Raw genomic sequence first — 24,519 nt, 5'->3', positions numbered from 1 at the left:
GATGGCATCGTCCGGGCTTAATGACAGTAACACTGGAAAGAACGTGTCTGACGACAAAAACCGCCTCCTCAAACTGGCAACCTATGCCTCAGTGGCAACGGCAAGCCTGCTGATCATTGCCAAACTTATTGCCTGGTTTATGACCGGCTCCATGAGCCTGCTGGCTACCTTGCTGGATTCCACCATGGACATTCTGGCCTCCCTGATCACATTATTTGCCGTCAGGATTGCCATTGCGCCAGCGGATGAAGACCATCACTTTGGCCATGGCAAGGCTGAGCAGCTTGCCGTTCTGGCTCAGTCAGCCTTTATTGGTGGTTCGGCCATTGTTCTGCTGCTTAACACGCTTGACCGGATAACCGGTGAGGACGTGATGCTGGAAAATGAAAGCGCCGGTATTATGGTGATGGTCTTCTCCATCATTGCCACACTGATCCTGTTATCCATACAGTACTATGTCATCCGAAAAACCAACTCAGCGGCTATAAAATCGGACTCACTGCATTATCAGGTCGATCTTCTGACCAATATTGCGGTGCTGGCTGCGCTGATTGGCACCAGCTATGGCTATCACCAGGTAGATAATGTTCTTGCCCTGCTGATTGGCGGTTATATGTTGTTCAGTGTCAGGAGTCTTGCCTGGGAATCCATCGAGCAGTTGATGGACAAGGCTCTGCCTGAGGAAGAACTTCAGGAAATTGAGAAACGGGCCCTCTCGGTTGACGGTGTTCTGGGTATTCATGACGTCAAAACCCGGATGTCCGGCTCAACCCCGTTTATTCAGATGCATCTGGATCTTGAACCACATACGCCGCTGATCTATGCCCACGATCTCGGCGTTCAGGCCAAGCGAGCAGTGCTTGAATACCTGCCCGAAGCGGATGTTATTGTCCATCTTGACCCTGAAGGTCATGATGAGGAGCCGTGAGATTAAAGAATTCCAGTGATGTTGCCCTGGTTTTCCGGGCAGCCTCTTCCGGGGATTGCCCGGTGTGCGTGGCAATCATTTGCACAACCTCAAAGAGAAAGGCCGGTTCATTTCTCCGGTTTTTCGGCTTTTTCGCCAATGTTCTTGGCAGCAACCATGGTGAATCAGTTTCCACCATCAATCGGTTTACAGGAATATCCTTCATCAGCGGGTGAAGATGGGTTCCCCGTCGTTCATCACAGATCCAACCGGTAATGCCAATATGGCAGTCCAGGTCCAAATATCGATACAGGGCTTTCTTATCGGCTGTGAAGCAGTGTACAACCAGCTTGCTGACCTGATCCCGGTAGTTTCTGATGATATCCGCAAAGCGCTCTGAAGCATCCCGCTCATGGCAAAACAGTGGCAGGCCAGACTCAATAGCCAGCTCTAACTGACGCTCAAATACTTTCTCCTGGACAGGCCGTGGGGAAAAGTCACGGTTAAAATCCAAACCGGTTTCGCCAACGGCCACCACCACTGGTTCACTGTATAAGGCTTTCAGCTCTTTAAAGGTCTGGGTATTGGCATCTTTGGCTCCATGCGGATGGATACCGGCGGTACAAAAGCAGTGTTCTGAATATTTTCTGGCCAGCCCCAGTACCTTCTGTGACTCTGTCAAAGAAGTACCGGTGAGGATCATGGTAGTAACACCGTGCTCAACAGCACGGCTGACAACTCCATCACGATCCTGGTCAAAAGCCTTATCACTGAGGTTAACGCCTATATCCACCAGCTGCTGTGTCATTGAGAATCCCGTTATAACCCGTATGTTTGCCGGATATTTTGCTGTTGATTCTTCTTATAAACAAGGTTCTCATCAACAGGCAATAGCCGTATCCTTAGGCGCTAATATTTTCAGTCTAAAAAATTTACAGGAGCAATGGCGGATGCAAGTCACCGGGCTGGCGATCTACCCAATCAAATCAACCAGGGGAATACCCCTGGAAAGCGCCCATGTCACTCGAAGAGGTTTTGAGCATGATCGCCGCTGGCTGCTGACGGATGAACATGGCAAGTTTATCACTCAACGGCAATATCCAGAGCTGGCAACCGTGGTCACATCCATTGTTGATGGGGGATTACTGATTACCCGGCCAGCGGTCGAGAACCTCTATGTAGCGATACCGGAGGAGGGCGCTTGCTCTTCCACAGTAACGGTTTGGAAAGACGATTGTCAGGCACTGGATGCCGGGGATGCTGCTGCCCGGTGGTTCAGCGATTTCCTGGCTATAAAATGCAGGCTGTTTTATCAGCCGGAACGATCAATCAGACCAACCGATGCCAGATACTCCCGACCAGAGGATCACACCAGTTTTGCCGATGGTTTTCCTTTCCTGCTCACCAATGAAGCATCTCTGGCTGATTTGAATCAACGCCTGACTGATGCAGTGCCGATGTCTCGCTTCCGGCCCAATATTGTTATCAGTGGTCAACAACCCTATGAAGAAGACACCTGGTCAGTGATCAGGGTAGGAGAGATCACATTTCGGGTAGCCAAACCCTGTTCACGGTGTGTGATGACCACCGTCAACCCTGAAACCGGACAGAAAGAGGGGAGGGAACCACTATTTACGCTGGCGCAATATCGTCGAACGGAAATGGGGGTTATCTTTGGCCAGAACCTTATTCCGGACCAGGAAGGTATTATCCGGATAGGCGATAAGGTTACGATTCTGGAATATTGAGTTATTCAGGTAATAGCAGATGCTATTGCCTGATGTCTTTTTTCGTCAGGCCACAATAGCCCTGACCTTTGCCAAAGCCTCATCAACGACCGATTTTGAAGCCCTTTCCACCTTTTTTATGTGTCTTGCCTGGTAATCTACCGTCCGGACCTGCTGGCACACTACAACCCCGGAAACCTGATTGCCCGCTATTGAAACTTCAAAGGCATGACCACGGGCAGTGGAGGTGACAGGTGCTACCAGAACCAGCTTTGTCTTCTGGTTAAATGCTTTTGGAGATAAAACCAGTGCAGGCCGAGTCTTCTGTATTTCCACGCCTCGCGTTGGATCAAAGTCAACCCAGATCACATCGCCACGCTCGGGAATATACGCCATTACAGAAGCTCCTCTCCCTTTGGTGCATCATTGAGCCATTCCCGGTCTTCTTCATCCAGAATGAAGGCACTGGCAGGACTGGCTGATAGCAGTTCGTCCATTGTGTACTCTTTATGGGAGCTGGCAGGTTTGATAACGATCTCACCATCAAGTGCTTCAATCTTGATACTGCTATTTACCTCAAGGCCAGCTTTGGCGAGAACCTTAGCGGGTAATCGCACAGCCGCGCTATTACCCCATCGCTTGATTTCAGTTTCCATGTAAAACCTTTTTAGTATCTATCTATGTAGATACTAGATAGTAGTCAGAAAAGTGTCAACAAATGTATATACCTTTCGCTCCTTCTTGAAGATCATTTCTGTGCCATCTTTCTATCTTGCCTACGACCTGCGATCACCAGAAGGCAGGGCGTCAGAATCAGTGTCAGCAGAGTGGCAAAGGCCAATCCCCCGGCAATGGACGTTGATAGCTGATGCCACCACTGGGCAGTTGGGCCGCCAATCTCAAGTCGATGGTTGAACAGATCAATATTGGTGGAGAGCACCATTGGCATCAGACCCAAAATAGTAGTGACAGTGGTCAACATCACCGGTCGCAGACGCTGGGCACCGGTGCGAAGAATCGCTTCTTCAGCCTTCATACCCTGTTTGCGTAACACATTGTAGGTATCAATCAGCACAATATTATTGTTGACCACGATACCCGCCAGGGAAATAACCCCAATACCGCACATCACAATGCCAAAGGGTTTTCCAGCCAGAAGCAAGCCAAACAACACACCTCCGGTAGACAGTACCACCGCTGACATAATCAGGAATGCCTGGTAGAAGCTGTTGAACTGAGTCACCAGAATCATGGCCATCACAAACAGGGCAACCGCAAATGCCTTGATCAGGAACTGACCGCTTTCCTGCTGATCTTCATTCTGTCCTTTGATGGTAAAGCTGACTTCCTGTGGCACCTCCAATGCATCAAGCTGCGCCTGCAACTCGGGCAGCAGGTCATTGAGCAGAATGCCTTCGGCCAGGTTGGCACTGACCTTGACGGTTCGTTTACCATCCAGATGCTTGATACTGTCAACCTTGGGGGCAATCTCCCGGGTCGTGAAGTTGTTGATGGGGACCAGGCCCGCCGGGGTCATCAGCCGGAGCTGATCAATGCTCTCCAGGTGGCGGTCTGACTCAGGAAAACGAATACGAATATCCACTTCATCACTGCTGTCATCCGGACGGTAACCGCCCACCGTTAAACCCGAGGTCACCATCCGTACCAGACCACCGGCACTGCTGACATCGGCACCATAGCGGGCAGCTCCGGCACGGTCTACATCGATGCGCCATTCATAGCCGGAAGTAGGGCCGTCGTCTTCCAGATTGGTAAAGCCATCAATGCCGGTCAGAATCGTTCTGACTTTGCCCACGGTCTCGTGGAGGACATCAAGGTCTTTGGCACTGACCACCAATTCCAGGGGTTTACCCTGGGGAGGGCCATCTTTTCTTCGTTCAACGGTGATGTCGAGACCGGCGAAATGGGCAAGTTTCTCATTAATCTCTTCTGCCACCAGGGCTGCTTTGCGGCGATATTTCCAGTCCACCATATTCAGGCGGATGGTCCCCACTTCCTGGTTATCACCGGTTCGGGCATACAGCGTTTTTAATTCTGGCTGTTGCAACAGGATCGCTTCTACCCGTCGCAGAATCTCATCCTTTTCATCTATGGACAGGTTGCTGGAGTTCACGCGCACCTTGATCATGATGTTATTGGTGTCAACATCAGGAAAGAACTCAATGCCTTTGCCAAAACTGATAAAGGCAAAGTAAATAGCCACCACCATCGCCATGCCAGAGAACAATATTTTTAAAGGGTGCTGGATTGCTTTGGACAACGTGCGTATATACACACCGGCCCAACCTGGAACATTGTTTAAATCCCCCGTTTCCGCTTCGGCGATGGACCTTTTTTCCAGCTCACTGAGTTTTCTGGGCTTACCAATCAGGGAACCGATGGTAGGGATAAAAATCAGCGCCATCACCAGAGATGCGGAGAGGGTAGCAATCAGGGTTAATGGCAGGTACTTCATCATCTCACCCATAATGCCCGGCCAGAACATCAGCGGGAAAAAGGCCGCAAGTGTAGTGGCTGTGGACGCGATGATTGGCCATGCCATGCGTAACGAGGCTTCCTGATAGGCCTGCCTGCGGGCAACCCCTTCACTCATTTTCCGGTCAGCATATTCAGTGACCACAATGGCACCATCAACCAGCATGCCAACGGCGATCATCAGCGAGATCAGAACCACCATATTAATGGTTAAGCCCATCATGGCGATGATCAGAATACCGGTCAGAAAAGAGCCGGGAATGGCGATGGCTGCCAACACGGCGCTGCGCAGGCCCAGCGCCCCGACAATCACCGTTACCACCAGAGTGATGGCCGCCAGAACGCTGTTCTGCAGGTCGTTGACCATATCCACCACATCCACTGACTGATCACCCACATAGTCAACCTTCAGGGTTTTCGGTGCCAGTTTCTGGCCTTCAGCAATAATGGCTTTGGCCAGCATCACAGTTTCAATAATGTTTTCCCCGGGGCGCTTTTTGATTTCCAGGGCGATACTGTTGTTGCCGTTCATTCTGGCGTAACCGCCACCGTCCTTGAAGGTACTGAGAACGCTGGCAATATCACCAAAAGTAATTACCCGATCACCGTCCGCCTTGACGGGTTGGGAGAGGATATCAGCCACGGTTTTGTAGACAGCAGGGACCTTGACCGAGAACCGTCCCTTACCATTGTCCAGGTTGCCGGCAGCAACCAGCTGGTTGTTCCGGGAGACCAGATTGATCACATCCGCAGGCACCAGCCCGTAACTTTCCAGCTTGAGTGGATCAATAATAACGTCAACCACTTCCTCCCGATCACCAGCGATATCCACCTCCAGAATCTGCTTTCTGGATTCCAGCACATCCTTAAGTTCCCGGGCGATTCTCACCAGTGCGCGCTCGGGCAAATTGCCAGACAGTACCGCCGTAATCACCGGTTGCATACTGGCAAAGGAAATCTGGTTGATAATGGGCTCATCGGTATCCTGTGGCAGCTTACTTTTGGCAAGGTTAACCTTATCCCTGACGTCTGCAAGGACCTCATCCGTATCCAGTCCGGCGATAAACTCCAGGGTAATGGAGGCATGGGACTGGGATGCAGTGGCTTTGAGTTCCTTTACACCTTCTATCGCCCTGAGTTCATTCTCCAGGGGAAGTACCAGCAGCCGTTCGGCATCTTCCGGCGAGATGCCTTCGTGTGATACGGAGATATAAATGACTGGAATCGTGATATCAGGGTTCGACTCCCTGGGAATCGTAAGATAGCTGGCCAGCCCGGTCATCAGGATTAACGCCAGCAGCATCATGACCGTACGGGTCCGCATGAGTGATGCAGCAATCAGACTTTGCATTGGCCATTACTCCCCGGCAACCAGAGAAACATCAGGGTTGATGACATCAACCTGATCACCGGACCGAACAAAGCCCTGACCACGGGTAATGACCCTGGCCTGTTCGGGAATGCCTGTCACCCAGAGGCGGTCACTTTCCGACTTGACGACATCGACGGGGGTGAACTCGACCCGATTGCCCGTTGTCACCCATTTAATCCCCGGTTCGCCTTCTTCACTCAACGCAAGCCATGCAGGACTTATTTCCAGTGCCATAACTGCTTCCATCAACAGGTCGGCTTCAACGCTGAGGCCTGCGGGAACTTTCATATCAGGGTTCGGGATGGTTAGCTCAACAGAAAATGTCCGGGTTGATGGATCAGCCTGTCGATCAATAAAGCGAATAGTGGCTTCGCTGGTTGCTCCGTCGAGAAACCGGACAACCGCTTTCTGGCCGGAGGTAAAATAATTAATGTGATTCTGGGGAACATCGACATGGACCACCAGTGGGTCAAGGTCGAGAATTTCAGCCACCGGTTTTCCTTTATCAATAAAGTCACCAATTTCCACATAGCGCTTGTTAAGAATGCCGGAAACAGGGGCCTTAATCAGGGTATTGTCCCAGTGCGTCTGGAGCTGCTCTTTTTGCGACAGCGCCTCAGCCAGGGAAGCCTCTAGCTGAGTAATCTGATTATCAGCAATGTGTTTTTTCTTTTGCAGCATAAGGGCTGACTGGTAATCCTGCTCAGCTTGTCTGACACGAGCTTCAGCAGACTTCAGTTGAGCCTTCAGACTGCCTTCACGTAGCCGGATAATTTCGTCGCCCGATGCCATCAGCTGACCACGTTCAGCACTGATATTAATAACCCGGGCTGCCAGTTCAGCACTGACTGTGACGGTCCGGTCAGTTTCCGTGGTGCCATAAAGTGTCAGTGTGCGATTGACCGGTGATTGCTCAAAGTGAGAGGCCTGGACAACGGGAATAACCGTATTTTCCTGACTATCCCTGGAAGGCGGGCTGACTTTTTCAGCGTCGTTAATATTAACGACATCCGCAGTCAGCAGGTAGATACCAATGCCAACCGCTATAACACTGGCGGCTAACCATGAGCCGTTCACATTGACTAACTTTTGCACTCTTGTTTACCCCAGTATCATATTTTTATTCTGAGCTGGCAGTCATTGCCCTGACGTATTTCATCGTCTATCCGGCGAGTTACCGAAGCATTAGATAAGAATCATTTATAAAAAGTACAACGCCGGACGCGTATTAGTATCCATAAGATCCGGAGTTCTCGCAATATCCCATAGGAAATACGACCAGTTTCTTATAGTTCAACCAGGTGATGAAAGGAAAAGGGAGAATCTGACCACCATTTCTGAAGTGATCAGAGTTCTGAGTAAATGGAATGCGTTAGTTCACGGTTTTAGCATCAGGAGTAGATTGACCCCGGGAATATATTACCGGACGAAGAACATCCGACATTGGGTGTTCATAATAATGATGTGGCACATGGTGATAGCCAAAGCTGGCAAAGGTTAAAACCGTTTGAAGCCCATGGGCAAGAGAAGGCTCGGCAATCATTTCCACAACTGTATGCGCTAAATGCATGTGACCAAAGAGGTTTTCCCATGCACCATGATGGTGATCATGGTAGTGCTTCTGACCACCACTGATAAACTCACTGACACCATGGCTATGGTCAATTATCTCGGCAATATGGAAACCGGAACTTATCAGACTGGTCAAGGTGTGATACGCCGTCGGCCCAATACCAACAGAACCGGCAAGATTTTTCAAAAAGGCAAAGTGTGAATGATGATGACCATGGCTTGTTATGCCCAGCAATGAGCCGCTGTATTTGATAAAGTCCATGCCGTGCAACACCAGGCCAACCAGATCACCATAGCCGATGATGGTTTTGAATATTGGATCTCTGTACAGTTTCCAGCGATCAAGTACGTAGATAAATTCCGGAATGTTTTCCTGGTTGAATATAAGGACCATCGAGTAACTTTCACCAATATCCAGCACCATAAAATCGTCATGGACAGCGCTTGCAAGGTTCTCTGAATCTTTGAATGAAAGGTTGTGTGGTTCCGGCTTAAATAAGTGCAGGGTTTGAGAGTTCCTGGTTGTACCCGTCAGGTAGTCCGCAGCCTCGGTAATGTTGTCTAATTCTTTTTTGGCATGATGGAATAAGGACGGGTGTAGATGCGCAATCACAGCCCTGGTGGTCGGATTGTCTTTATCACCAAGCGACAGTTCATCATAATCAATACCTAACGGAATTTTGGTTTCCCTGCTGTCTTTTTGTACGGTGATTGAACCAAGCTCTGATAAGTCATTTAGATCTCTTTGAAAGTGCCCCTGAAACTTCATTTCTGCTAAAGAGGGCAGGTATGGAAAATCACCATCCTGTTCAAATTCCAGGACAGACTCACAAGCATTATTTTGGTCAGAGCATTGCACACAAATATGACCTTTAAATGTTCCCTTACCCAGATAATTTAATGATATTTCATGCTTTTTTACACCGTCATCCAGTCCTGCCAGACAATACCCGGGAAGAGAAGCAAAGAGAATGATAAAAAGCATTCTGCTTTTTTGCAAAGCGGTCATATTTATATCCCAATCATTTGTTATTGAATGGAGTTAGAATAGTCAGGCTTTGCAAAGATGCAAATACGAATGATTATCACATGATAAATAGAGTAAAGATTATCAATATCTTATAAAAAAGAATTTATATTAACTCAGAAAATTCAGCGATGACGGGGGCATGATCAGAGGGCTTTTCCATGGCTCTGATTTTATAATCCATAAAAATGGATTGGCATATCTGCATTAAAGAGTTGGTTGCAAGAATAGAATCTATTCTCAAGCCACGCTTTGGCTCACTCTCAAACCCACGGCTACGGTAATCAAACCAGCTGAAGAGATTGTCTTCATCAGGATATAGCTTCCTGAAACAATCAGTTAGCCCCCAGCCAAGCAGTCGGTCAAACCATTCCCGTTCTTCTGGCAAAAAGCTGCATTTGCCGGTTCTTAGCCATCGTCTGGCATTAGTGGGACCAATGCCAATGTCCAGGTCTGTATGAGAGATATTAAAGTCACCAATCACGAGAATATTGGAGGAGGGGGAACAGGAGTTTTGCAGATAAGTCTGCAGATCATTGTAAAACCTGGTTTTATCGGCAAATTTGGTCTCGTGGCTGCGATTTTCTCCCTGAGGGAAATAGCCATTAATGACTCTCAACATTTGCCCGTTCAACTCATAGTCGCCAATGATAACGCGACGCTGGGCGTCAGGCAGGTCCGTAGGGAATCCTTTTTGAACACTCACTGCAGGCGTCTTACTGAGTAATGCAACGCCGTAATGGGTTTTCTGGCCATGATACAAGACGCTGTAGCCCAGATCCTCAATGGCTTTCACCGGGAAGTCTTGATCAGATACTTTAATCTCCTGAAGGCCTATCAGATCAGGACTATGGTCATCAATTACCCGGGAGAGTTGATGCAAGCGCGCCCTCACACCATTTACATTAAAACTGACTATTTTCATCGTTTTATCATCACCTTAGGGCAGGTTCAGGGTTGTCTGGGTGTTGCCATCGAGAGGATGTAACCAATATCACTAATTTAACATAATATATATTATGCGAACATTAATATCATCGATATAAACACTGTCTCTCAGAAAAAAAACACCTGTCATGGGCTTTATTCACGACAAAATATGCGTAATGTATTTTTTTAGAGAATTTTTTCCAAAAATCGTTGTCTAACACTTTACCAATATTAAGGAGACACTGCTCATTAGACGTCATTGAGCTCTATCCGCCTTCAGTCGTAATAATTGGCGGGCTGAATGACGATCCGGATGCTCCATGACTGAAAGGATCGCCCTCTGAGCGTTTGTTTCCTAACGTAACAGTTTTGTTACTCATTGCCGAAATGTTTAACGACTGTGAACGGAAACTTGCTATAACAGTAGAAAACTGTCTAACATTTACTCTGGTATAGCAGTCGCCGTAACAGTTGTACAGACTAGGCTTAAGCCTAATAGCATGGAAAGTAAACGACGCTACTAGTCCACAACAAACCTCATAACTAACTAGAGAAAGGTAACTGCCAATGACTTTAAAAGGTCTTATCAAATTAACCCAGTTGATGCAGGAACAACCACTGACGGTTATCCAATGGCAAATTCTCCTCGTGGTTGCAGAAAACCCCGGGGAAACCATTACAGATCTTGTCAATGCTGAAAAGCTCACCTGTGGTACCCCAAGTGATATCGCGGTCAGCGTGAAACGTCTGGGTGAAGGACGGCACGACAGGCCTGGCCTCGGTCTGATCAAAAAGGTCCAGCACGAAGATGATGGTCGCTATTTCAAGCTGACCCTGACGGCCAAAGGCAAAAAACTGGTGGAAAAAATCAAGCAGAAAGCTCGATATCTGAAATGAACAAGCCAGTATCACCAGGGCCCTACACGGTTGTGGGAGTATTGTAGAAGTTACTCTTTAGGGCCCTAACCCTCCTCTATTCTTATCCTCACTATATCCACTTCTCATTTTTCTTCGGCATTTTGGGGCTGAACCCGGACCTTCCTCTCTTATTTCCTAAAGTAAACCGGTTTCGTCTTAGGGACGCACCGACACGTCGAATTACCCAATAAATCACCAACAGGCTCTGCCCTCTGCCTATTGCTACCCATATCCGCTATCAAATACAGGTTACTGCCGGTAAGTTCAGTTACCGGCAGTAAAGTTTCATATTGTGAGACTGATAATACTGGTATTACAATACCGGTATTATTGGTTCTATATTTTGGGATACTACAGCGAATATGAAGAACTCAGAGCAGGACAAAGTCAGAAGGCAGCACATTTTCAGCATCCTTGATGACTTGAAAGAGAAAGGTGAGAGAATTAACGCCGACAAAGTCGCCCGCATCGGAAAAATGGGGAAGCAGACCGTGCTGCCTTATTACAATGAATGGCGATATTTAGGCGCTCTGGGCGAAGCCGAAGCGCTTGAATTGCCGGAGGATCTGGTCAGAGGCCTGAAAAGAGGAATTGCCCAATGGAAGCACCAGTTATCCGAAGAGCAGCGGGATTTTGCAGAGGCCGCTAACCAGGAGATCGATGAGCTAAAGGAAAGCCTGAATCAACTGCTGGAAAAGAATAGTCAACTGTCCCGCAGCAACTCTGAACTCCAGGATCAGGTTCAGCATATCAGTACAGAGCTGGAGACAACGAGGCTCAGTTTGCAGCAGAGAAACCAGGACCTGAAAGAACTGGAATCACTGCTGAAATCAGAACAGAGACAAACTGAACAACTGCAATCTGCGGCTGCTGAGCAAAAAGCCCTTCATCTTCAAGCCATCAGCAACCTGGAAAAACAGATGGACCAACGGAGCCAGGAGCAACTGAATCACTGGATTGGCGTGGTCGATGATGAGCGAAGGTTAAAGCAGGGATTGGAAAAGAAGATAAGCAACCAACTCCAGGAACAGCAGGAATTAAAAAAACACAATCTGGAGCTGCAAAGCCGATTGGACAGCAAATCGAAGGTATATATTCAGGTTTGCGAAGAAAGAAATAATCTGTCTTCAGAGAAAGGCAAGACAGAAGCCACGGTTCAGCTTGCCAATCAGCTTATGGTGCTGCTGGACAGCGATCAGGGCAATTTATTAGGTGCAGTGCGCAACCTTCTGGCGGGAGCCAGGGAATCCAATATGATGCAAGAGCAATACAGGACCGCAATATCAGATAAAGAAAAGCTGGAGAGTCGGCTGCTGGAAACAGAAGAGCGACTTGATGAAATCAGCACTCTTCGACTTGAACTTGAAAGAGCCCGCGGTATTGCCGAGGCCTTTGAAAAAGCGTTGTCTAAAAAAACCGATACTCCTGAGGTAACGCAGTGAGCCAGCCGATTCACCCTTCTGTTTTCCTGAATGCCCTCCCCGCCCTGCCCGCTCATCATGGTACAAATGACAATATGATGGGAGCGGGCAATGATGGTGAAGCAATGGTGCTTTTCCTGAACAAGTCCGGAGCCCGCTCAGAAGAGACCCTGCGCCGTTATGAGCGAGAAATAACCAGGCTGACAGCGTTTTTGTACTTTGAATTAGGAATTGGGTATAAAGATGTGCGCCTTAAGCACCTGCAAGCCTATGTCAGCTTTATCCAGAACTTACCTCCGCGCTGGCTGATGCCTGGCATTCTTTCCGGTCAGCCGGAGAGGATTATGTTCAGATCCCCCATCAAGCCAGGAAAAAGCACCGATCAGGTTATTGATGTGCTGTCCTCTTTTTTCTCTTTTCTGGAGAAAAATCGTTATACCGCTGGCAATCCGGCTGCATCACTTATTCGGTCGGGTGAAAAGGTGGCCCGAGGCAACACCATCATCCGATATTTTTATGATAATGAGTGGCAATTTATTAAAGAGTGTCTGGCAAGCCTGCCAATGGGCACCGAAAGAGAACGGATGGAATCAGCCCGTACCCGCCTTGTCCTCTCCTTAAGTTATGGGCTGGCTTTGCGGGAATCTGAGCTGACCGGGCATACCTGTTCAGATATACACCCCGATAATGACAACGGTTTTTATCTCAGTGTTTTGGGTAAGGGTAGAAAAAGAAGGCAGGTTCCCCTGAATAAAGTGCTCCAGCAGCAAATCATTGAATACAGAGGCATGAATGGATTCTCAGGCCTGTACGGAGACCCTTTTCCCCTGGCACCAAAAACACGCAAAACCGGGGGTCTGATCACCCCGCTTTCAGCCCGGGGGCTTCGATTCTGGTGGCGTTCCTTTATGGAAAACTGCCAGAGCAAAGCCTCACCGGATATCAGGCACAGATTACAGGGGCTGCCATTTCACACCCTGCGCCACACAGCACTGACGCACCTGGCTCGAACAATGGATATCGAAGACCTTGCTATATTTGCAGGTCATGATTCAATCAATACCACAAGCCAGTACTACCATGCAGAAGCAAGTAGACTGAAAAAGATGGCTGCCGATCATCATATCTGATTACGCTGAAAAGAAGACCATATCACCATGAAGAATTGTTTTTACCAGTAATAAAGGAGGAATTCTTCCGTAAATGGTCTGGGGACTGATTACTCATACATCAGGGAAGGTCATGAACTATTGCCAGGGCTGTAAAAAACCACTCAAGGGCCAATTCGTTAAGGCAATGGGCATGCGCTGGCACCCGGGGTGTTTCAGGTGCAGTGGCTGCAGGAAGCCATTTGCAGGAAAGGCTTTTGTCGTATTCCGGAACCAGGCCTTTCATCCTGACTGCCTGAGGTGTCCGAGTTGCAGAAAGCCCGTCAAGGGAAACTATGTAGAACTTGATAAAATGGCCTGGCACCCGGTTTGTGCCCAAAAGCAGACCGCCCCACTCTGCTCTGTCTGTCGGAACCCTCTCACCAGAAACTACTTTGTGGATTTCTGGGGCAATGCTTTTTGCAATAACCATGATGGGCATCCGGAGTGTTCCAGCTGCAGCCGGCTTGTTTGTGACAATCTCACCAATGGCGGTATGCAGTATCCCGACGGGGTTGTTATCTGCAACAAATGCAGCCTCAATGGCGTTTCCACCCAGGAGCGCGCCGACCGCATTGCTATTGAAATGCGCTCAGCCCTGGCATCGGTTGGACTTAGCCTGAACTCGACACAGACGCCTGTAAAACTCTGCGGCCGCGATGAGCTAAATGACGCCAGTCATCACGACTTTCATGATAATCACCCCATTCTGGGAGTTACCCGAACCACAACAACCCACCGGAAAGGACAGATATTAGCCAGAAATTTTGACTGCATTTTAATCCAGATCAATCTGCCGGAAGAACATTTCCGAACCGTCATGATTCATGAACTCACCCATGCCTGGTTTTTTTACAATTATTATGAAAATCTGCCACTGAAGGTAGAGGAAGGAATGTGCGTATTAATGGAGTATATCTGGTTAAAAAACCTTAATACCAAAGATGCTGAATTCAGAAAAAAGCAGCTAGAGCAAAGTGCTGACCCAATTTATGGCGATGGGTTTCGGGAGGCCAGAGAGTCATTGAAGCACATGCCACTGACCACACTTCTGGAATTTATCAGGGATAAAAAGAAATTCCCCGGTCGCTGGAGCTCTTTCTTTTTTTAACAGAAGGGAAAAAGAAATGGAGGCGAGTACCGGAGTCGAACCGGTCTAAATGGAGTTGCAGTCCACTGCATAACCGCTTTGCTAACTCGCCCTTCTCAAAAGAAGAAATATGGGTGGTGCCCGAGGCCGGACTCGAACCGGCACGATCTTGCGATCGAGGGATTTTAAGTCCCTTGTGTCTACCAATTTCACCACTCGGGCAGTACTTGAATAGTACAGAGTAAAAGCATAAAAAAACAGGCTCTGCCTGCAATTTTATTCTGGAGGCGAGTACCGGAGTCGAACCGGTCTAAATGGAGTTGCAGTCCACTGCATAACCGCTTTGCTAACTCGCCAGAACCTTGAGCCTGGTTTGTTCTTGCTGCAAGAACAAACCTGAACATTGAAAGCATCAATGTATCGTGCTCGTATTTATGCAATTGAATCACATAAACGGAATAATTGGAGCGGGAAACGAGGTTCGAACTCGCGACCTCAACCTTGGCAAGGTTGCGCTCTACCAACTGAGCTATTCCCGCACACTTTTTTTGATAATCAACAATCGGCAATCGATAATCAAGAACCAGTGCTAGACGACTTTGGCTAACTGTCTGCCAGCGCCCGAACACGAAGCGTATTTTAGGTTTTTTTGCTTTGATGTCAACCGCTTTCCGTCACATCAGTCAGGCTTATTGAACGGAGAAAGATCTGGCCAGGCAGCCTTCAGATAAATATACATGGACCATAGTGTCAGAATTGCTGAAAGGTACAGCAGAACAATACCAATTAAACCAATCCAGGAATCAACAGGCACTGGTGATAATAGCAGTAAGGTAATGGCTGCCATTTGAGCCATGGTTTTCGCCTTACCGATCATGCTCACGGCAACACTGGTCCGCTTACCCAGTTCAGCCATCCACTCTCTCAGGGCCGAGATGACGATCTCCCGACCAATAATGATCAGAGCCGGCACCGTCATCCAGAAGGCACGAAACTCATCAATCAGCAGGCACAGCGCCGTGGCAACCATTATTTTATCAGCAACCGGATCAAAGAATGCCCCGAAAGGGGTTGTCTGATTGAGCCGACGGGCAAGATACCCATCAAACCAGTCCGTTGCGGCAGCGAAAGCAAATATTCCAGCACAGGCAAGGTAACTCCACTCAAATGGGAGATAAAAAATAACGACGAGAAATGGGACCAGAACAATTCGTGTTAGTGTTAGAAAATTCGGGACGTTCATAACTACTTAATTAAGCCCTTGTGCTGTAAGGCCATAAAGCATTCAGCTGGCAGCCTTGGGACGTTATTGGGACGGTTTGACATATCGCCTTACTCTTTCGGGATGATCCCAGAAATCAAAGCAGGGCGTACGGTACACAGTCCTGCTCTTCGGTGCTAGTCATTATGAAAATATTCATGTATCTGCTGCGCCAGCTTCAGACTGATACCCTCAACTTTCTTCAATTCTTCGATGGTTGCACCACTCACGCCTTCACGACCACCAAAAAACTTCAATAGAGCTGATCGCCTTTTGCTGCCAATACCCGGAATATCTTCCAGCACGGAACGGTTTCTGGCCTTTTGCCTGCGCTGTCGATGCCCGGTGATGGCAAAGCGGTGTGCTTCATCCCGGATCTGTTGTATCAACAGCAATGCTGCGTCAGCACCTTCGGGGTTGAGCTCCTGATCCTGGTAAATCAGTGTTTCAAGCCCGGGCTTTCGGGTTACTCCCTTGGCAACCCCAAGCAGGGGAATTGGCAATTGCAGCCTGGTCATCACCTCCGACGCCTTTCCTAACTGCCCCTTACCCCCATCAATAATGATAAGATCCGGCCTGACCCCCTCCCCTGCATTTGCCTCCGCCAGTTTCTGATAACGCTTATCAAGAGCCATCGCCATGGCGGCATAATCATCCCCGGGCTCTATACCAGTTATATTGTAACGACGGTATTCACTGAACACCGGCCCTTCCGGACCAAATACCACACAGGATGCAACAGTTGCCTCCCCCATGGTATGGCTGATATCGAAACACTCCATACGCAGGATGGGTTGCTCAATGTCCAGTAAACCCTTAAGTTGTGCGTATCGCTGGTTTAAATGGCTCTTGCTCGCCAGGTGACTTTCAAGATTCTGCTGCGCATTTTTATTGGCCAGGCCTAACCAATCGTGCCGTTCAGAACGTACCTTGTCCTTGATCTTGATTTTCTTGCCAGAAACAGCCTGGATCGCGTCCTCAATAGTATCTGCACCGGCCAGCTCAAACGGAACCACGATCTCCTCGGGAAAATCACGACTGGCAAACAGCCTGACATAGAACTGGGCCATAAAATCTTCCAGGTAATCAGACCGTTCAGCTTCCAGCTTAAAATCAGGAAAGTAATATTTATGGCCAAGCAACCTGCCAGAACGAACAAAGAGCACGTCAAAACAGGTATTGCCACCCATTTGGGCAAACCCGATCACATCAATATCACCGGCCGATTTGGTCACCGTCTGCTGTTCCTGAACAGCCCGGAGGTGGTTGATTTTATCCCGGGTTGCCGCCGCCTCTTCAAAATCCAGGGATTCCGCAGCATCTTCCATGCGCTTTATCAGCGAACGAATTAACTGCTGGTTTTTGCCATCCAGGAATTGCCGGGTATCCTCAAGATCCTGCTGGTACTCTTCTTTTGAGACCAGGCCAACACAGGGGGCCTTGCAACGGTTGATTTGATATTGCAGGCAGGGCCGGGTTCTATTGTTGAAATAGATGTCAGTACACTGACGTATCTTAAAAATCTTCTGCAGCAGGTGCAGGCTTTCCCGAACCGCTCCGCTACTGGGGTAAGGCCCAAAATACTGGCCTTTCTGTCGTTTACGTCCACGACAGGAGTCCATCCTGGGGAAATCATCATCTCCGGAAATATAGATATAGGGGTATGACTTATCGTCCCTCAGCAAAATGTTGTAGGGTGGCTTTCTGTCTTTTATCAGGTTTTGCTCAAGCAGCAGCGCCTCAGTTTCAGTGTGGGTAATCGTCAGTTGAATATCAGCAATCTTGCTTACCAAAGCCATGGTTTTGGTGGTAAGGCCGGTTGCCCGGAAGTAGCTTGAGAGACGATTTTTAAGATTTTTCGCTTTACCGATATAGAGTGTTTTGCCACTGTGATCACGCATATCATAGACCCCCGGACGGCTCGACACCTTTTCCAGAAATGATTTGTGATCAAACTTTTTGCTTTCTTCACTACCTGTCATGAACCACCAGACAACGGTTATCAAATCACCTGCTCATTATATCTTCACAGCGCGGTAGAAACGAATAAGCCTGCATTTTTCAGTACAGGTAACAGGATTTTCGGGCATCAGCACCGGGAGTAGCGAAAGGAACTCAACAAGAGGTTCATCAGAGCCTGTAAGGCAGCGTTCACTCTATGGTATCTACCAGGTCATGGCGAATAGCCAGGTGTGTCAGCTCGACATCACTGGTGATATTCAGCTTTTCAAACATCCGGTAGCGATAGCTATTCACCGTTTTGGGACTAAGGCATAACTTATCGGATATGGTCTGTACTTTCTCGCAATTAACAATCATAAGAGCTATTTGCATTTCGCGATGAGAGAGCTGATTGAAGGGTGACGCGCTGTCTGGCTCTATAGCTTTCAAAGCCATTTGCTGGGCAATTTCCGGGGAAATGTATTTCTTTCCGGTAAATACCGTGCGAATGGCTGTAACCATTTCGGTAATATTTGAACTTTTGGTGACGTAACCTGACGCGCCGGCTTCAAGCAGCCTGGTGGGAAATGGGTCATCCATACAGACGGTTACGGCAATGATTTTTGCATGAGGGTTGATCTGGCAGATTTTCCGGGTGGCTTCGAGCCCGCCAATGCCGGGCATTCTGACATCCATTAACGTGACATCCGGAGTGAGTTCCCGATAAAGGCTGATAGCATCTTCACCGCTGACAGCCTGGGCTACAATTTCAATACCCTCAACATCAGCTAACATGCGAGAAATTCCAGTTCTCACCAAATCATGATCATCCGCAACCAGAACTCGTATCAAAATCTACTCCGGTATGTTTCTTATCGTTTTATTGTGAAAGATTATGCACAGAGTTGATGGGGCTTAAAACCCCGGGAGAAAAAAAAGGCATAAAACCAGTAGAAAAATACCACTTTCAAAGAAAGTGGTATTTTTTTTAAAAGGCAGCTGCCCTATTGATCAGAGCTTGCCTTCAAGTTCCGGAATAGCTTCAAACAGGTCTGCTACCAGACTATAGTCTGCAACCTGGAATATGGGCGCTTCTTCATCTTTGTTGATAGCAACAATGACTTTACTGTCCTTCATTCCAGCCAGATGCTGAATGGCTCCGGAGATACCAACGGCGACGTACAGCTTGGGAGCAACAATCTTACCGGTTTGTCCGACCTGCATGTCATTGGGTACATAGCCTGCATCCACGGCAGCACGGGAAGCACCGACTGCAGCGCCAAGCTTGTCCGCTACTTTGTAAAGTAACTCGAAGTTCTCTCCATTACCCATGCCACGACCACCGGACACAATGATGTCCGCAGCCGCCAGCTCAGGACGGTCAGACTGAGCCAGCTCTTCGCTGACAAAGCTCGACACTCCCGCATCATGACTGCTGGCGACGGTTTCTACACTGGCAGATCCACCTTCCGCAGAAACCGGGTCAAAACCTGTGTTCCGAACGGTAATAACCTTGATAGATGCACTGGACTGAACCGTGGCAATGGCATTACCGGCGTAGATCGGACGAGCAAAGGTATCTTCGCTTTCCACACGGATGATGTCAGATATCTGATCAACATCCAGTAAAGCTGCCACCCGTGGCATCATATTTCTGGCATCGGTTGAGGTGGATGCCAGTACGTGAGAGTAATCCTTGCCCAGTTCAGCAACCAGCAGGCTGACATTTTCAGCCAGTCGGTTTTCCAGTGCAGCATTCTCGGCCAGCAAGACTTTTGATACACCCGCTACAGCAGAGGCCTGCTCTGCAACTCCGCTACACCCGGACCCTGCAACCAGCAGGTGAATCTCTCCCCCGATTGCGGTGGCAGCTGCAACCGTGTTCAGCGTTCCCGCTCCGAGCGTGCTGTTATCATGATCAGCAACGACTAATATGGCCATTAGATCACCTTCGCCTCATTTTTTAATTTTTCTACCAGCTCATCCACGCTGGCCACCTTGATACCCGCCTGTCGTTCAGCCGGTGGTTCTACTTTGATCGTCGTTAAAGTAGACGACACTGCTACACCGAGATCTTCTGGTGATTTGACATCCAGAGGCTTACGCTTGGCTTTCATAATATTGGGCAGTGATGCGTAACGCGGCTCATTCAGACGCAAATCCGTGGTAATCACTGCGGGCAGCTTCAGGCTTAACGTCTGTAAACCGCCGTCCACTTCACGGGTAACATTAACGTTATCACCGTCAACATTGACTTCTGAGGCGTAGGTTGCCTGAGACATACCGGCAAGTGCCGCAAGCATCTGACCGGTCTGGCCATTGTCACTATCGATGGATTGTTTACCCAGAAGAACAAGGTCAGGCTTTTCTTCATCCACAATGGCCTTTAGCAGTTTGGCAACTGCCAGGGAACCCAGGGGCTGATCAGTCTGAACCTGAATGCCTCGGTCTGCACCAAGAGCCAGCGCTGTTCGTATCTGCTCCTGGCACTCTTTGGCACCAAGGGATACGGCAACGATTTCTGTAGCGACACCTTTCTCTTTGAGTCTTACTGCTTCTTCAACAGCAATTTCACAGAAAGGGTTGATTGCCATTTTGACGTTGGTGAGATCGACGTCAGTGTTATCCGTCTTCACTCGAACCTTGACGTTATAGTCAATGACTCTTTTGACGGCTACTAATATTTTCATGAGTTCGCAGCCTTCCCTTCTCGTTATTGGCTAGGTCTTGAATTGTCGAGCAGATAACGAACAACCGGACAGACAAATTTTATTATCATTCAGCAACCTGTGTTCACACATCTGCTGGAGCGCAGTCTACCAGTACGTCAATAAGGGTTCAAACGTATGTTTCAGTCAGTTCACTCAGATATTCTTATTTAAGACAGGTGTCTGTTACTATGCATTACCGGAAATACACCTGATCCTGCTGGTTGTAGAATAGCTGTGGAGGACAAGATAGCAGCTGTTCAGCAGCCGGAACATTGCTGTGTATAGGTATTAATAACTAATGACGTGTTGTCCATTTAGGGAAACACTGAGTATAATGCCAAACAATTTCAAACAGTTGTTTGAATACCGTTCTGAAAATAACACTCCGACAGGGAGGAAGCTCATCATGGAACGCGAATCCATGGCATTTGATGTCGTTATCGTGGGTGCAGGCCCTTCCGGCTTGTCAGCCGCCTGTCGGCTGATGCAATTGTCTCAGGAGCAGGACAAAGAACTCAGTGTCTGCGTTGTTGAGAAAGGCTCCGAAGTTGGCGCTCATATCATCTCGGGGGCAGTTTTTGAACCAACGGCGCTTAATGAGTTGTTTCCCAATTGGAAAGAGCTGGGTGCGCCGTTAAATACTCCAGTGTCATCCGATGATATTTATGTACTTCGTTCTGAAGAAAAATCCATAAAAGTACCCAACCTGTTTGTGCCTAAAACCATGCACAATGAAGGCAATTACATCATCAGTCTCGGCAATCTCACCCGCTGGCTGGCGGAGCAGGCCGAGTCACTTGGGGTGGAAATTTTCCCGGGATTCCCCGCCCAGGAAGTGCTGTTTAACGACGATGGCAGTGTCAGGGGCATTGCCACCGGAGATATGGGGATTTCAGCTTCCGGTGACGAGAAAGACAGCTTTATGCCAGGTATGGAGCTGCACGCCAAATACACACTCTTTTCCGAAGGATGCCGCGGGCATTTGGGCAAGCAACTTATCAGCCATTTTAAGCTGGATGAAGGGCGTGATCCTCAACATTACGGCATCGGCATTAAAGAGCTGTGGGATATCGCACCCGAGAAGCATCAACAGGGCCTGGTGGTTCATACTGCCGGCTGGCCACTGGCTGAAAGCGGGTCTACCGGTGGCGGATTCCTCTACCATCTGGAGAATAATCAGGTAGTACTGGGCCTTATTACCGATTTGAGCTATTCAAATCCGCATCTTAGCCCCTTTGAAGAGTTCCAGAGGTTCAAAAAGAGCCCTGTTATCAAACAATACCTGGAAGGTGGAAAACGGGTTTCCTATGGTGCAAGAGCACTGGCCAAAGGTGGGCCACAGTCATTACCTGAGATGACTTTTCCGGGCGGACTCTTGATTGGTTGTGACGCTGGAACCATGAATGGTGCCAAAATAAAAGGCTCCCATACCGCCATGAAGTCCGGCATGATTGCGGCAGAAGAAGTGTTCAAGTCGGTGAGTGCAGGCTCTGAGGGCGGCAATAAACTGGAATCCTTTGATGAGGCATTCAAAGCGTCCTGGCTTTATAAAGAACTGCATCAACAGCGGAACTTCGGTCCGGCCATGCATAAATTTGGTAACATCTTTGGTGCTGCCTTTGCCTTTGCAGACCTCAATATTTTCAATGGCAAATTGCCATTCACCCTGCACGATACCACTGCGGATTACGCCCAGCTCAAGCCAGCGGCAGAGTCCAGCCCCATCAACTATCCAAAACCTGATGGTGTGATCACCTTTGACCGGTTGAGTTCAGTGTTCCTCTCGAATACCAATCACGAGGAGGATCAGCCTTGTCACCTGAAGCTTAAAGACGCAACCATTCCGCTTAAGCAAAACCTTCCGGCTTATAATGAGCCAGCACAAAGGTACTGCCCTGCCGGGGTTTATGAGATTGTGGTGGACGAGAATAGCGGAGAAAACCGGTTTCAGATCAACAGCCAGAACTGCGTTCACTGTAAGACCTGTGACATCAAGGATCCCGCTCAGAATATCACCTGGATTGCCCCGGAAGGTGCTGGCGGCCCGAATTATCCAAACATGTGAGTTTTCCTGCAATGAGGGTGGCTCAGCCACCCTCAACAACTCCCAGGGAATAGTTTTGCCCCTGACTGCGAATGCTTAACTCTATCCCCTCAGTCACCCGGGCTTCAACGGCCTCTGCCACTAACTGGTAAAACACATTGCGATTTACCAATGCATCCAGTCGATCTCTAACCCGGATATAAGGCACAAATTCTCCGGTTTTCATACTTTTGATCATTTTCAGATTGTGTTCGTTGCTTAGCACTACCTCATCACCAACATTGGTGGTAAAAAGGTATTCAGGACCATTCGCACCATCACGAGCCTCTGCAGAAACCGCAACAAATGGCGCATCATCCACTTGGATTCTTACCTTTTCTACCGGAGTAACCAGGTAGTAATGGCCATCATCATCATGCCTGAGAACTGAAGCAAACAGCTTCACCATTGATTCCCTGCCAATGGGGGAGCCATTGTAGTGCCAACGGCCATCCCGACTGATGCGCATATCAATATCACCACAGAAAGGAGGGTTCCAACTGTGTACAGGAGGCAATCCTTTTTTCTTATTCAAAAACTGCAGATTTGCCACAATATTTTCCGGCTTTGATCCATTGTTCACAAAGCATACTCCCATGCTTGCTGGCTATTCAGCCCATTATTATGCCTTATTTGGTAGTAACAGCTTTTTGATGTTTTTCAGGGTGCTTGCCATCAAGCAGATGTACTCATGAAAAAATGTCAATTTTATCTCAATTCATAATGTCAAGAATAACCAATGCTAACATAAAGAAATAAAGATTGGCTCAGGACTGGAGTATGGAACTCTTCAAAATGGTTGCGGGATGCCTTACAGACTGGCTAAGCCACAACGTTCAGGAAAGAACAAGCCCCCTGTGTGATTTTGAACGTGTCAGGCATGAAATTAAGCCCTGCGATGTTCTGTTGGTTGAAGGAAGATCCAGAGTCAGCCGGGTTATTAAGCAAACAACTCAAAGCCCCTGGTCCCATGCCATGCTCTACCTTGGCCGACTACACGACATTGAGGATGACAGAATTCGCCAGATTGTCAGTGAATCCTATGGCGGCTCCCCTGATGAACAACTGATTATTGAGAGTGAACTGGGAATCGGTACCGCCATCCAGCCCCTGAAAAACTATGAAGGGGAGCATTTGCGGATATGCCGACCTAAAGGTCTGAGCTACAGTGACAGCCAGAAAGTAATACACTACGCAACCAGCCGCCTGGGTATGGATTACAATGTCAGACAGATTCTTGATCTTGCCCGGTTCTTCTTCCCCTACTCTTTCCTGCCCAGAAGACTTGGCTCCTCGTTATTTCAGCATTCTCCGGGTCAGGAAACAAAAACCGTCTGCTCAACCATGATTGCTGAAGCTTTTAGTTTTATCCACTTTCCCATCCTGCCCCTGGTTAAACACGATGGCGATGCCGGCGTACAACTCTTTCAACGAAATCCAAAGCTGTGCACGCCCCGTGACTTTGATTACTCCCCCTACTTTCAGATTATCAAGTATCCATTTCTCGATTACAGTCATCACGCAGATTATCGACTATTGCCCTGGCATGGTCAGCGGGTTCTGGAGGGTCGAGAAGCGGATTTTTATATGTCTTCCCAGCAAATTGAGCAGCTACAGAAAGAAAGCACTGTGGATCATGAGGTTTTGGGTGATGCGGCTCCCCTCTCTCCTGATAAGAAAAACAGTGGTGAGAGCGGCTCTGTTTCAACTCACTGATCACTCCAGGCGCATGCTGCCATTTAATCATTTTCCAGGTTTTTGATGCATAACAAACGAAAAGCCGTTCATGCAGACAAAAGTAGACACGGCCAACTTACTCTTCGCCTGACCAACTAAAGATCTTTAAGAGCCACGAGGATCAAGAGCTGAAACATAAAAGGCAGCCAAAAAGAAACCCGCGCTTCTGGGGGAAGAA

The 24,519-nt window shown here is 48.4% G+C and carries 21 protein-coding genes, 4 tRNA genes and 1 pseudogene; 9 read left to right on the top strand and 17 right to left on the bottom strand.

The window, feature by feature from the left end; translation table 11 throughout:
- Positions 1-43: 43 nt before the first annotated feature.
- Positions 44-928, top strand: a complete 885-nt coding sequence (locus ACO6VE_RS00730) for a cation diffusion facilitator family transporter (protein ID WP_422459181.1) — start codon at positions 44-46, stop codon at positions 926-928.
- Here ACO6VE_RS00730 and ACO6VE_RS00725 read toward each other — a convergent pair.
- Complete coding sequence (locus tag ACO6VE_RS00725; protein ID WP_422444907.1) at positions 885-1,715, bottom strand: TatD family hydrolase; 831 nt, start codon at positions 1,713-1,715, stop codon at positions 885-887. The genes ACO6VE_RS00730 and ACO6VE_RS00725 overlap by 44 nt on opposite strands.
- Positions 1,716-1,857: 142 nt before the next feature.
- On the opposite strand from ACO6VE_RS00725, the gene ACO6VE_RS00720 reads away from it, so the two are divergent.
- Entirely contained in the window at positions 1,858-2,655 is a 798-nt protein-coding gene (locus ACO6VE_RS00720) for an MOSC domain-containing protein (RefSeq protein ID WP_422444909.1), read from the top strand.
- A 45-nt stretch (positions 2,656-2,700) separates the two neighbouring features.
- Here the strand turns inward: ACO6VE_RS00720 and ACO6VE_RS00715 are convergent, their stop codons facing one another.
- The 6 genes from ACO6VE_RS00715 to xthA form a co-directional block, all read right to left on the bottom strand.
- Entirely contained in the window at positions 2,701-3,030 is a 330-nt protein-coding gene (locus ACO6VE_RS00715; RefSeq protein WP_269674358.1) for a type II toxin-antitoxin system PemK/MazF family toxin, read from the bottom strand.
- Entirely contained in the window at positions 3,030-3,290 is a 261-nt protein-coding gene (locus tag ACO6VE_RS00710) for an AbrB/MazE/SpoVT family DNA-binding domain-containing protein (protein ID WP_269674359.1), read from the bottom strand. Before ACO6VE_RS00710 ends, ACO6VE_RS00715 begins: the two co-directional genes overlap by 1 nt.
- 92 nt (positions 3,291-3,382) lie before the next feature.
- Positions 3,383-6,481 (bottom strand): efflux RND transporter permease subunit, encoded by a 3,099-nt coding sequence (locus tag ACO6VE_RS00705; RefSeq protein WP_422459179.1) that lies wholly within the window; start codon positions 6,479-6,481, stop codon positions 3,383-3,385.
- A 6-nt stretch (positions 6,482-6,487) separates the two neighbouring features.
- Positions 6,488-7,597 carry an efflux RND transporter periplasmic adaptor subunit gene (locus ACO6VE_RS00700; protein WP_422444914.1) on the bottom strand — a complete coding sequence of 370 codons (1,110 nt, stop codon included), beginning with the start codon at positions 7,595-7,597 and terminating at the stop codon, positions 6,488-6,490.
- Between the two features lie 277 nt (positions 7,598-7,874).
- Positions 7,875-9,059, bottom strand: coding sequence for a hypothetical protein (locus ACO6VE_RS00695; protein WP_422444916.1), 1,185 nt, complete (start codon positions 9,057-9,059; stop codon positions 7,875-7,877).
- A gap of 148 nt (positions 9,060-9,207) precedes the next feature.
- Complete coding sequence (gene xthA / locus ACO6VE_RS00690; protein WP_422444918.1) at positions 9,208-10,026, bottom strand: exodeoxyribonuclease III; 819 nt, start codon at positions 10,024-10,026, stop codon at positions 9,208-9,210.
- A gap of 572 nt (positions 10,027-10,598) precedes the next feature.
- Between xthA and ACO6VE_RS00685 the strand changes: the two genes are divergently transcribed.
- The 5 genes and pseudogenes from ACO6VE_RS00685 to ACO6VE_RS00665 all read left to right on the top strand — a co-directional run bounded on the left by ACO6VE_RS00685 (position 10,599) and on the right by ACO6VE_RS00665 (position 14,629).
- Positions 10,599-10,928, top strand: a complete 330-nt coding sequence (locus ACO6VE_RS00685; protein ID WP_020583484.1) for a MarR family winged helix-turn-helix transcriptional regulator — start codon at positions 10,599-10,601, stop codon at positions 10,926-10,928.
- 383 nt (positions 10,929-11,311) lie between these two features.
- Positions 11,312-12,391 (top strand): hypothetical protein, encoded by a 1,080-nt coding sequence (locus ACO6VE_RS00680; RefSeq protein ID WP_422459177.1) that lies wholly within the window; start codon positions 11,312-11,314, stop codon positions 12,389-12,391.
- Positions 12,388-13,500: a tyrosine-type recombinase/integrase gene (locus ACO6VE_RS00675; protein ID WP_422459175.1), complete on the top strand. Its 1,113-nt coding sequence runs from the start codon at positions 12,388-12,390 to the stop codon at positions 13,498-13,500. Before ACO6VE_RS00680 ends, ACO6VE_RS00675 begins: the two co-directional genes overlap by 4 nt.
- 73 nt (positions 13,501-13,573) lie before the next feature.
- Positions 13,574-13,801 (top strand): annotated as a pseudogene (locus tag ACO6VE_RS00670) (LIM domain-containing protein); the annotation flags it as partial.
- A 213-nt stretch (positions 13,802-14,014) separates the two neighbouring features.
- Entirely contained in the window at positions 14,015-14,629 is a 615-nt protein-coding gene (locus tag ACO6VE_RS00665; RefSeq protein ID WP_422446125.1) for a protein DA1, read from the top strand.
- 17 nt (positions 14,630-14,646) lie between these two features.
- Here the strand turns inward: ACO6VE_RS00665 and ACO6VE_RS00660 are convergent.
- From ACO6VE_RS00660 to ACO6VE_RS00620, 9 genes are all read right to left on the bottom strand, one after another.
- A tRNA-Cys gene (locus ACO6VE_RS00660) sits at positions 14,647-14,720 on the bottom strand.
- Positions 14,721-14,743: 23 nt separating this feature from the next.
- Positions 14,744-14,830, bottom strand: a tRNA-Leu gene (locus ACO6VE_RS00655).
- Positions 14,831-14,890: 60 nt separating this feature from the next.
- A tRNA-Cys gene (locus ACO6VE_RS00650) sits at positions 14,891-14,964 on the bottom strand.
- 107 nt (positions 14,965-15,071) lie between these two features.
- Positions 15,072-15,147: transfer RNA gene (locus ACO6VE_RS00645), tRNA-Gly, on the bottom strand.
- Positions 15,148-15,287: 140 nt separating this feature from the next.
- Positions 15,288-15,851, bottom strand: coding sequence for a CDP-diacylglycerol--glycerol-3-phosphate 3-phosphatidyltransferase (gene pgsA / locus ACO6VE_RS00640; RefSeq protein ID WP_422459173.1), 564 nt, complete (start codon positions 15,849-15,851; stop codon positions 15,288-15,290).
- 155 nt (positions 15,852-16,006) lie between these two features.
- Entirely contained in the window at positions 16,007-17,851 is a 1,845-nt protein-coding gene (gene uvrC, locus ACO6VE_RS00635) for an excinuclease ABC subunit UvrC (protein WP_422444926.1), read from the bottom strand.
- Between the two features lie 169 nt (positions 17,852-18,020).
- Positions 18,021-18,662, bottom strand: coding sequence for a UvrY/SirA/GacA family response regulator transcription factor (gene uvrY, locus ACO6VE_RS00630; RefSeq protein WP_422444928.1), 642 nt, complete (start codon positions 18,660-18,662; stop codon positions 18,021-18,023).
- A gap of 159 nt (positions 18,663-18,821) precedes the next feature.
- Entirely contained in the window at positions 18,822-19,751 is a 930-nt protein-coding gene (locus ACO6VE_RS00625; protein ID WP_422444930.1) for an electron transfer flavoprotein subunit alpha/FixB family protein, read from the bottom strand.
- Entirely contained in the window at positions 19,751-20,500 is a 750-nt protein-coding gene (locus ACO6VE_RS00620; RefSeq protein ID WP_422459171.1) for an electron transfer flavoprotein subunit beta/FixA family protein, read from the bottom strand. Before ACO6VE_RS00620 ends, ACO6VE_RS00625 begins: the two co-directional genes overlap by 1 nt.
- A 427-nt stretch (positions 20,501-20,927) precedes the next feature.
- On the opposite strand from ACO6VE_RS00620, the gene ACO6VE_RS00615 reads away from it, so the two are divergent.
- Positions 20,928-22,586 carry an electron transfer flavoprotein-ubiquinone oxidoreductase gene (locus ACO6VE_RS00615; RefSeq protein ID WP_422459169.1) on the top strand — a complete coding sequence of 553 codons (1,659 nt, stop codon included), beginning with the start codon at positions 20,928-20,930 and terminating at the stop codon, positions 22,584-22,586.
- Positions 22,587-22,608: 22 nt separating this feature from the next.
- Here ACO6VE_RS00615 and ACO6VE_RS00610 read toward each other — a convergent pair whose 3' ends face one another.
- Positions 22,609-23,202: a DUF1285 domain-containing protein gene (locus tag ACO6VE_RS00610; protein ID WP_422459167.1), complete on the bottom strand. Its 594-nt coding sequence runs from the start codon at positions 23,200-23,202 to the stop codon at positions 22,609-22,611.
- A gap of 182 nt (positions 23,203-23,384) precedes the next feature.
- On the opposite strand from ACO6VE_RS00610, the gene ACO6VE_RS00605 reads away from it, so the two are divergent.
- Positions 23,385-24,320 (top strand): YiiX/YebB-like N1pC/P60 family cysteine hydrolase, encoded by a 936-nt coding sequence (locus ACO6VE_RS00605; protein ID WP_422444938.1) that lies wholly within the window; start codon positions 23,385-23,387, stop codon positions 24,318-24,320.
- Positions 24,321-24,519: the final 199 nt, after the last annotated feature.

This window comes from Endozoicomonas sp. ALB115, assembly GCF_049310245.1.
In the GTDB taxonomy this organism is placed as follows: Bacteria; Pseudomonadota; Gammaproteobacteria; order Pseudomonadales; family Endozoicomonadaceae; genus Endozoicomonas.
The sequence above is the reverse complement of the archived record's forward strand: the minus strand, read 5'-3'. Positions and strand labels throughout refer to the sequence as shown.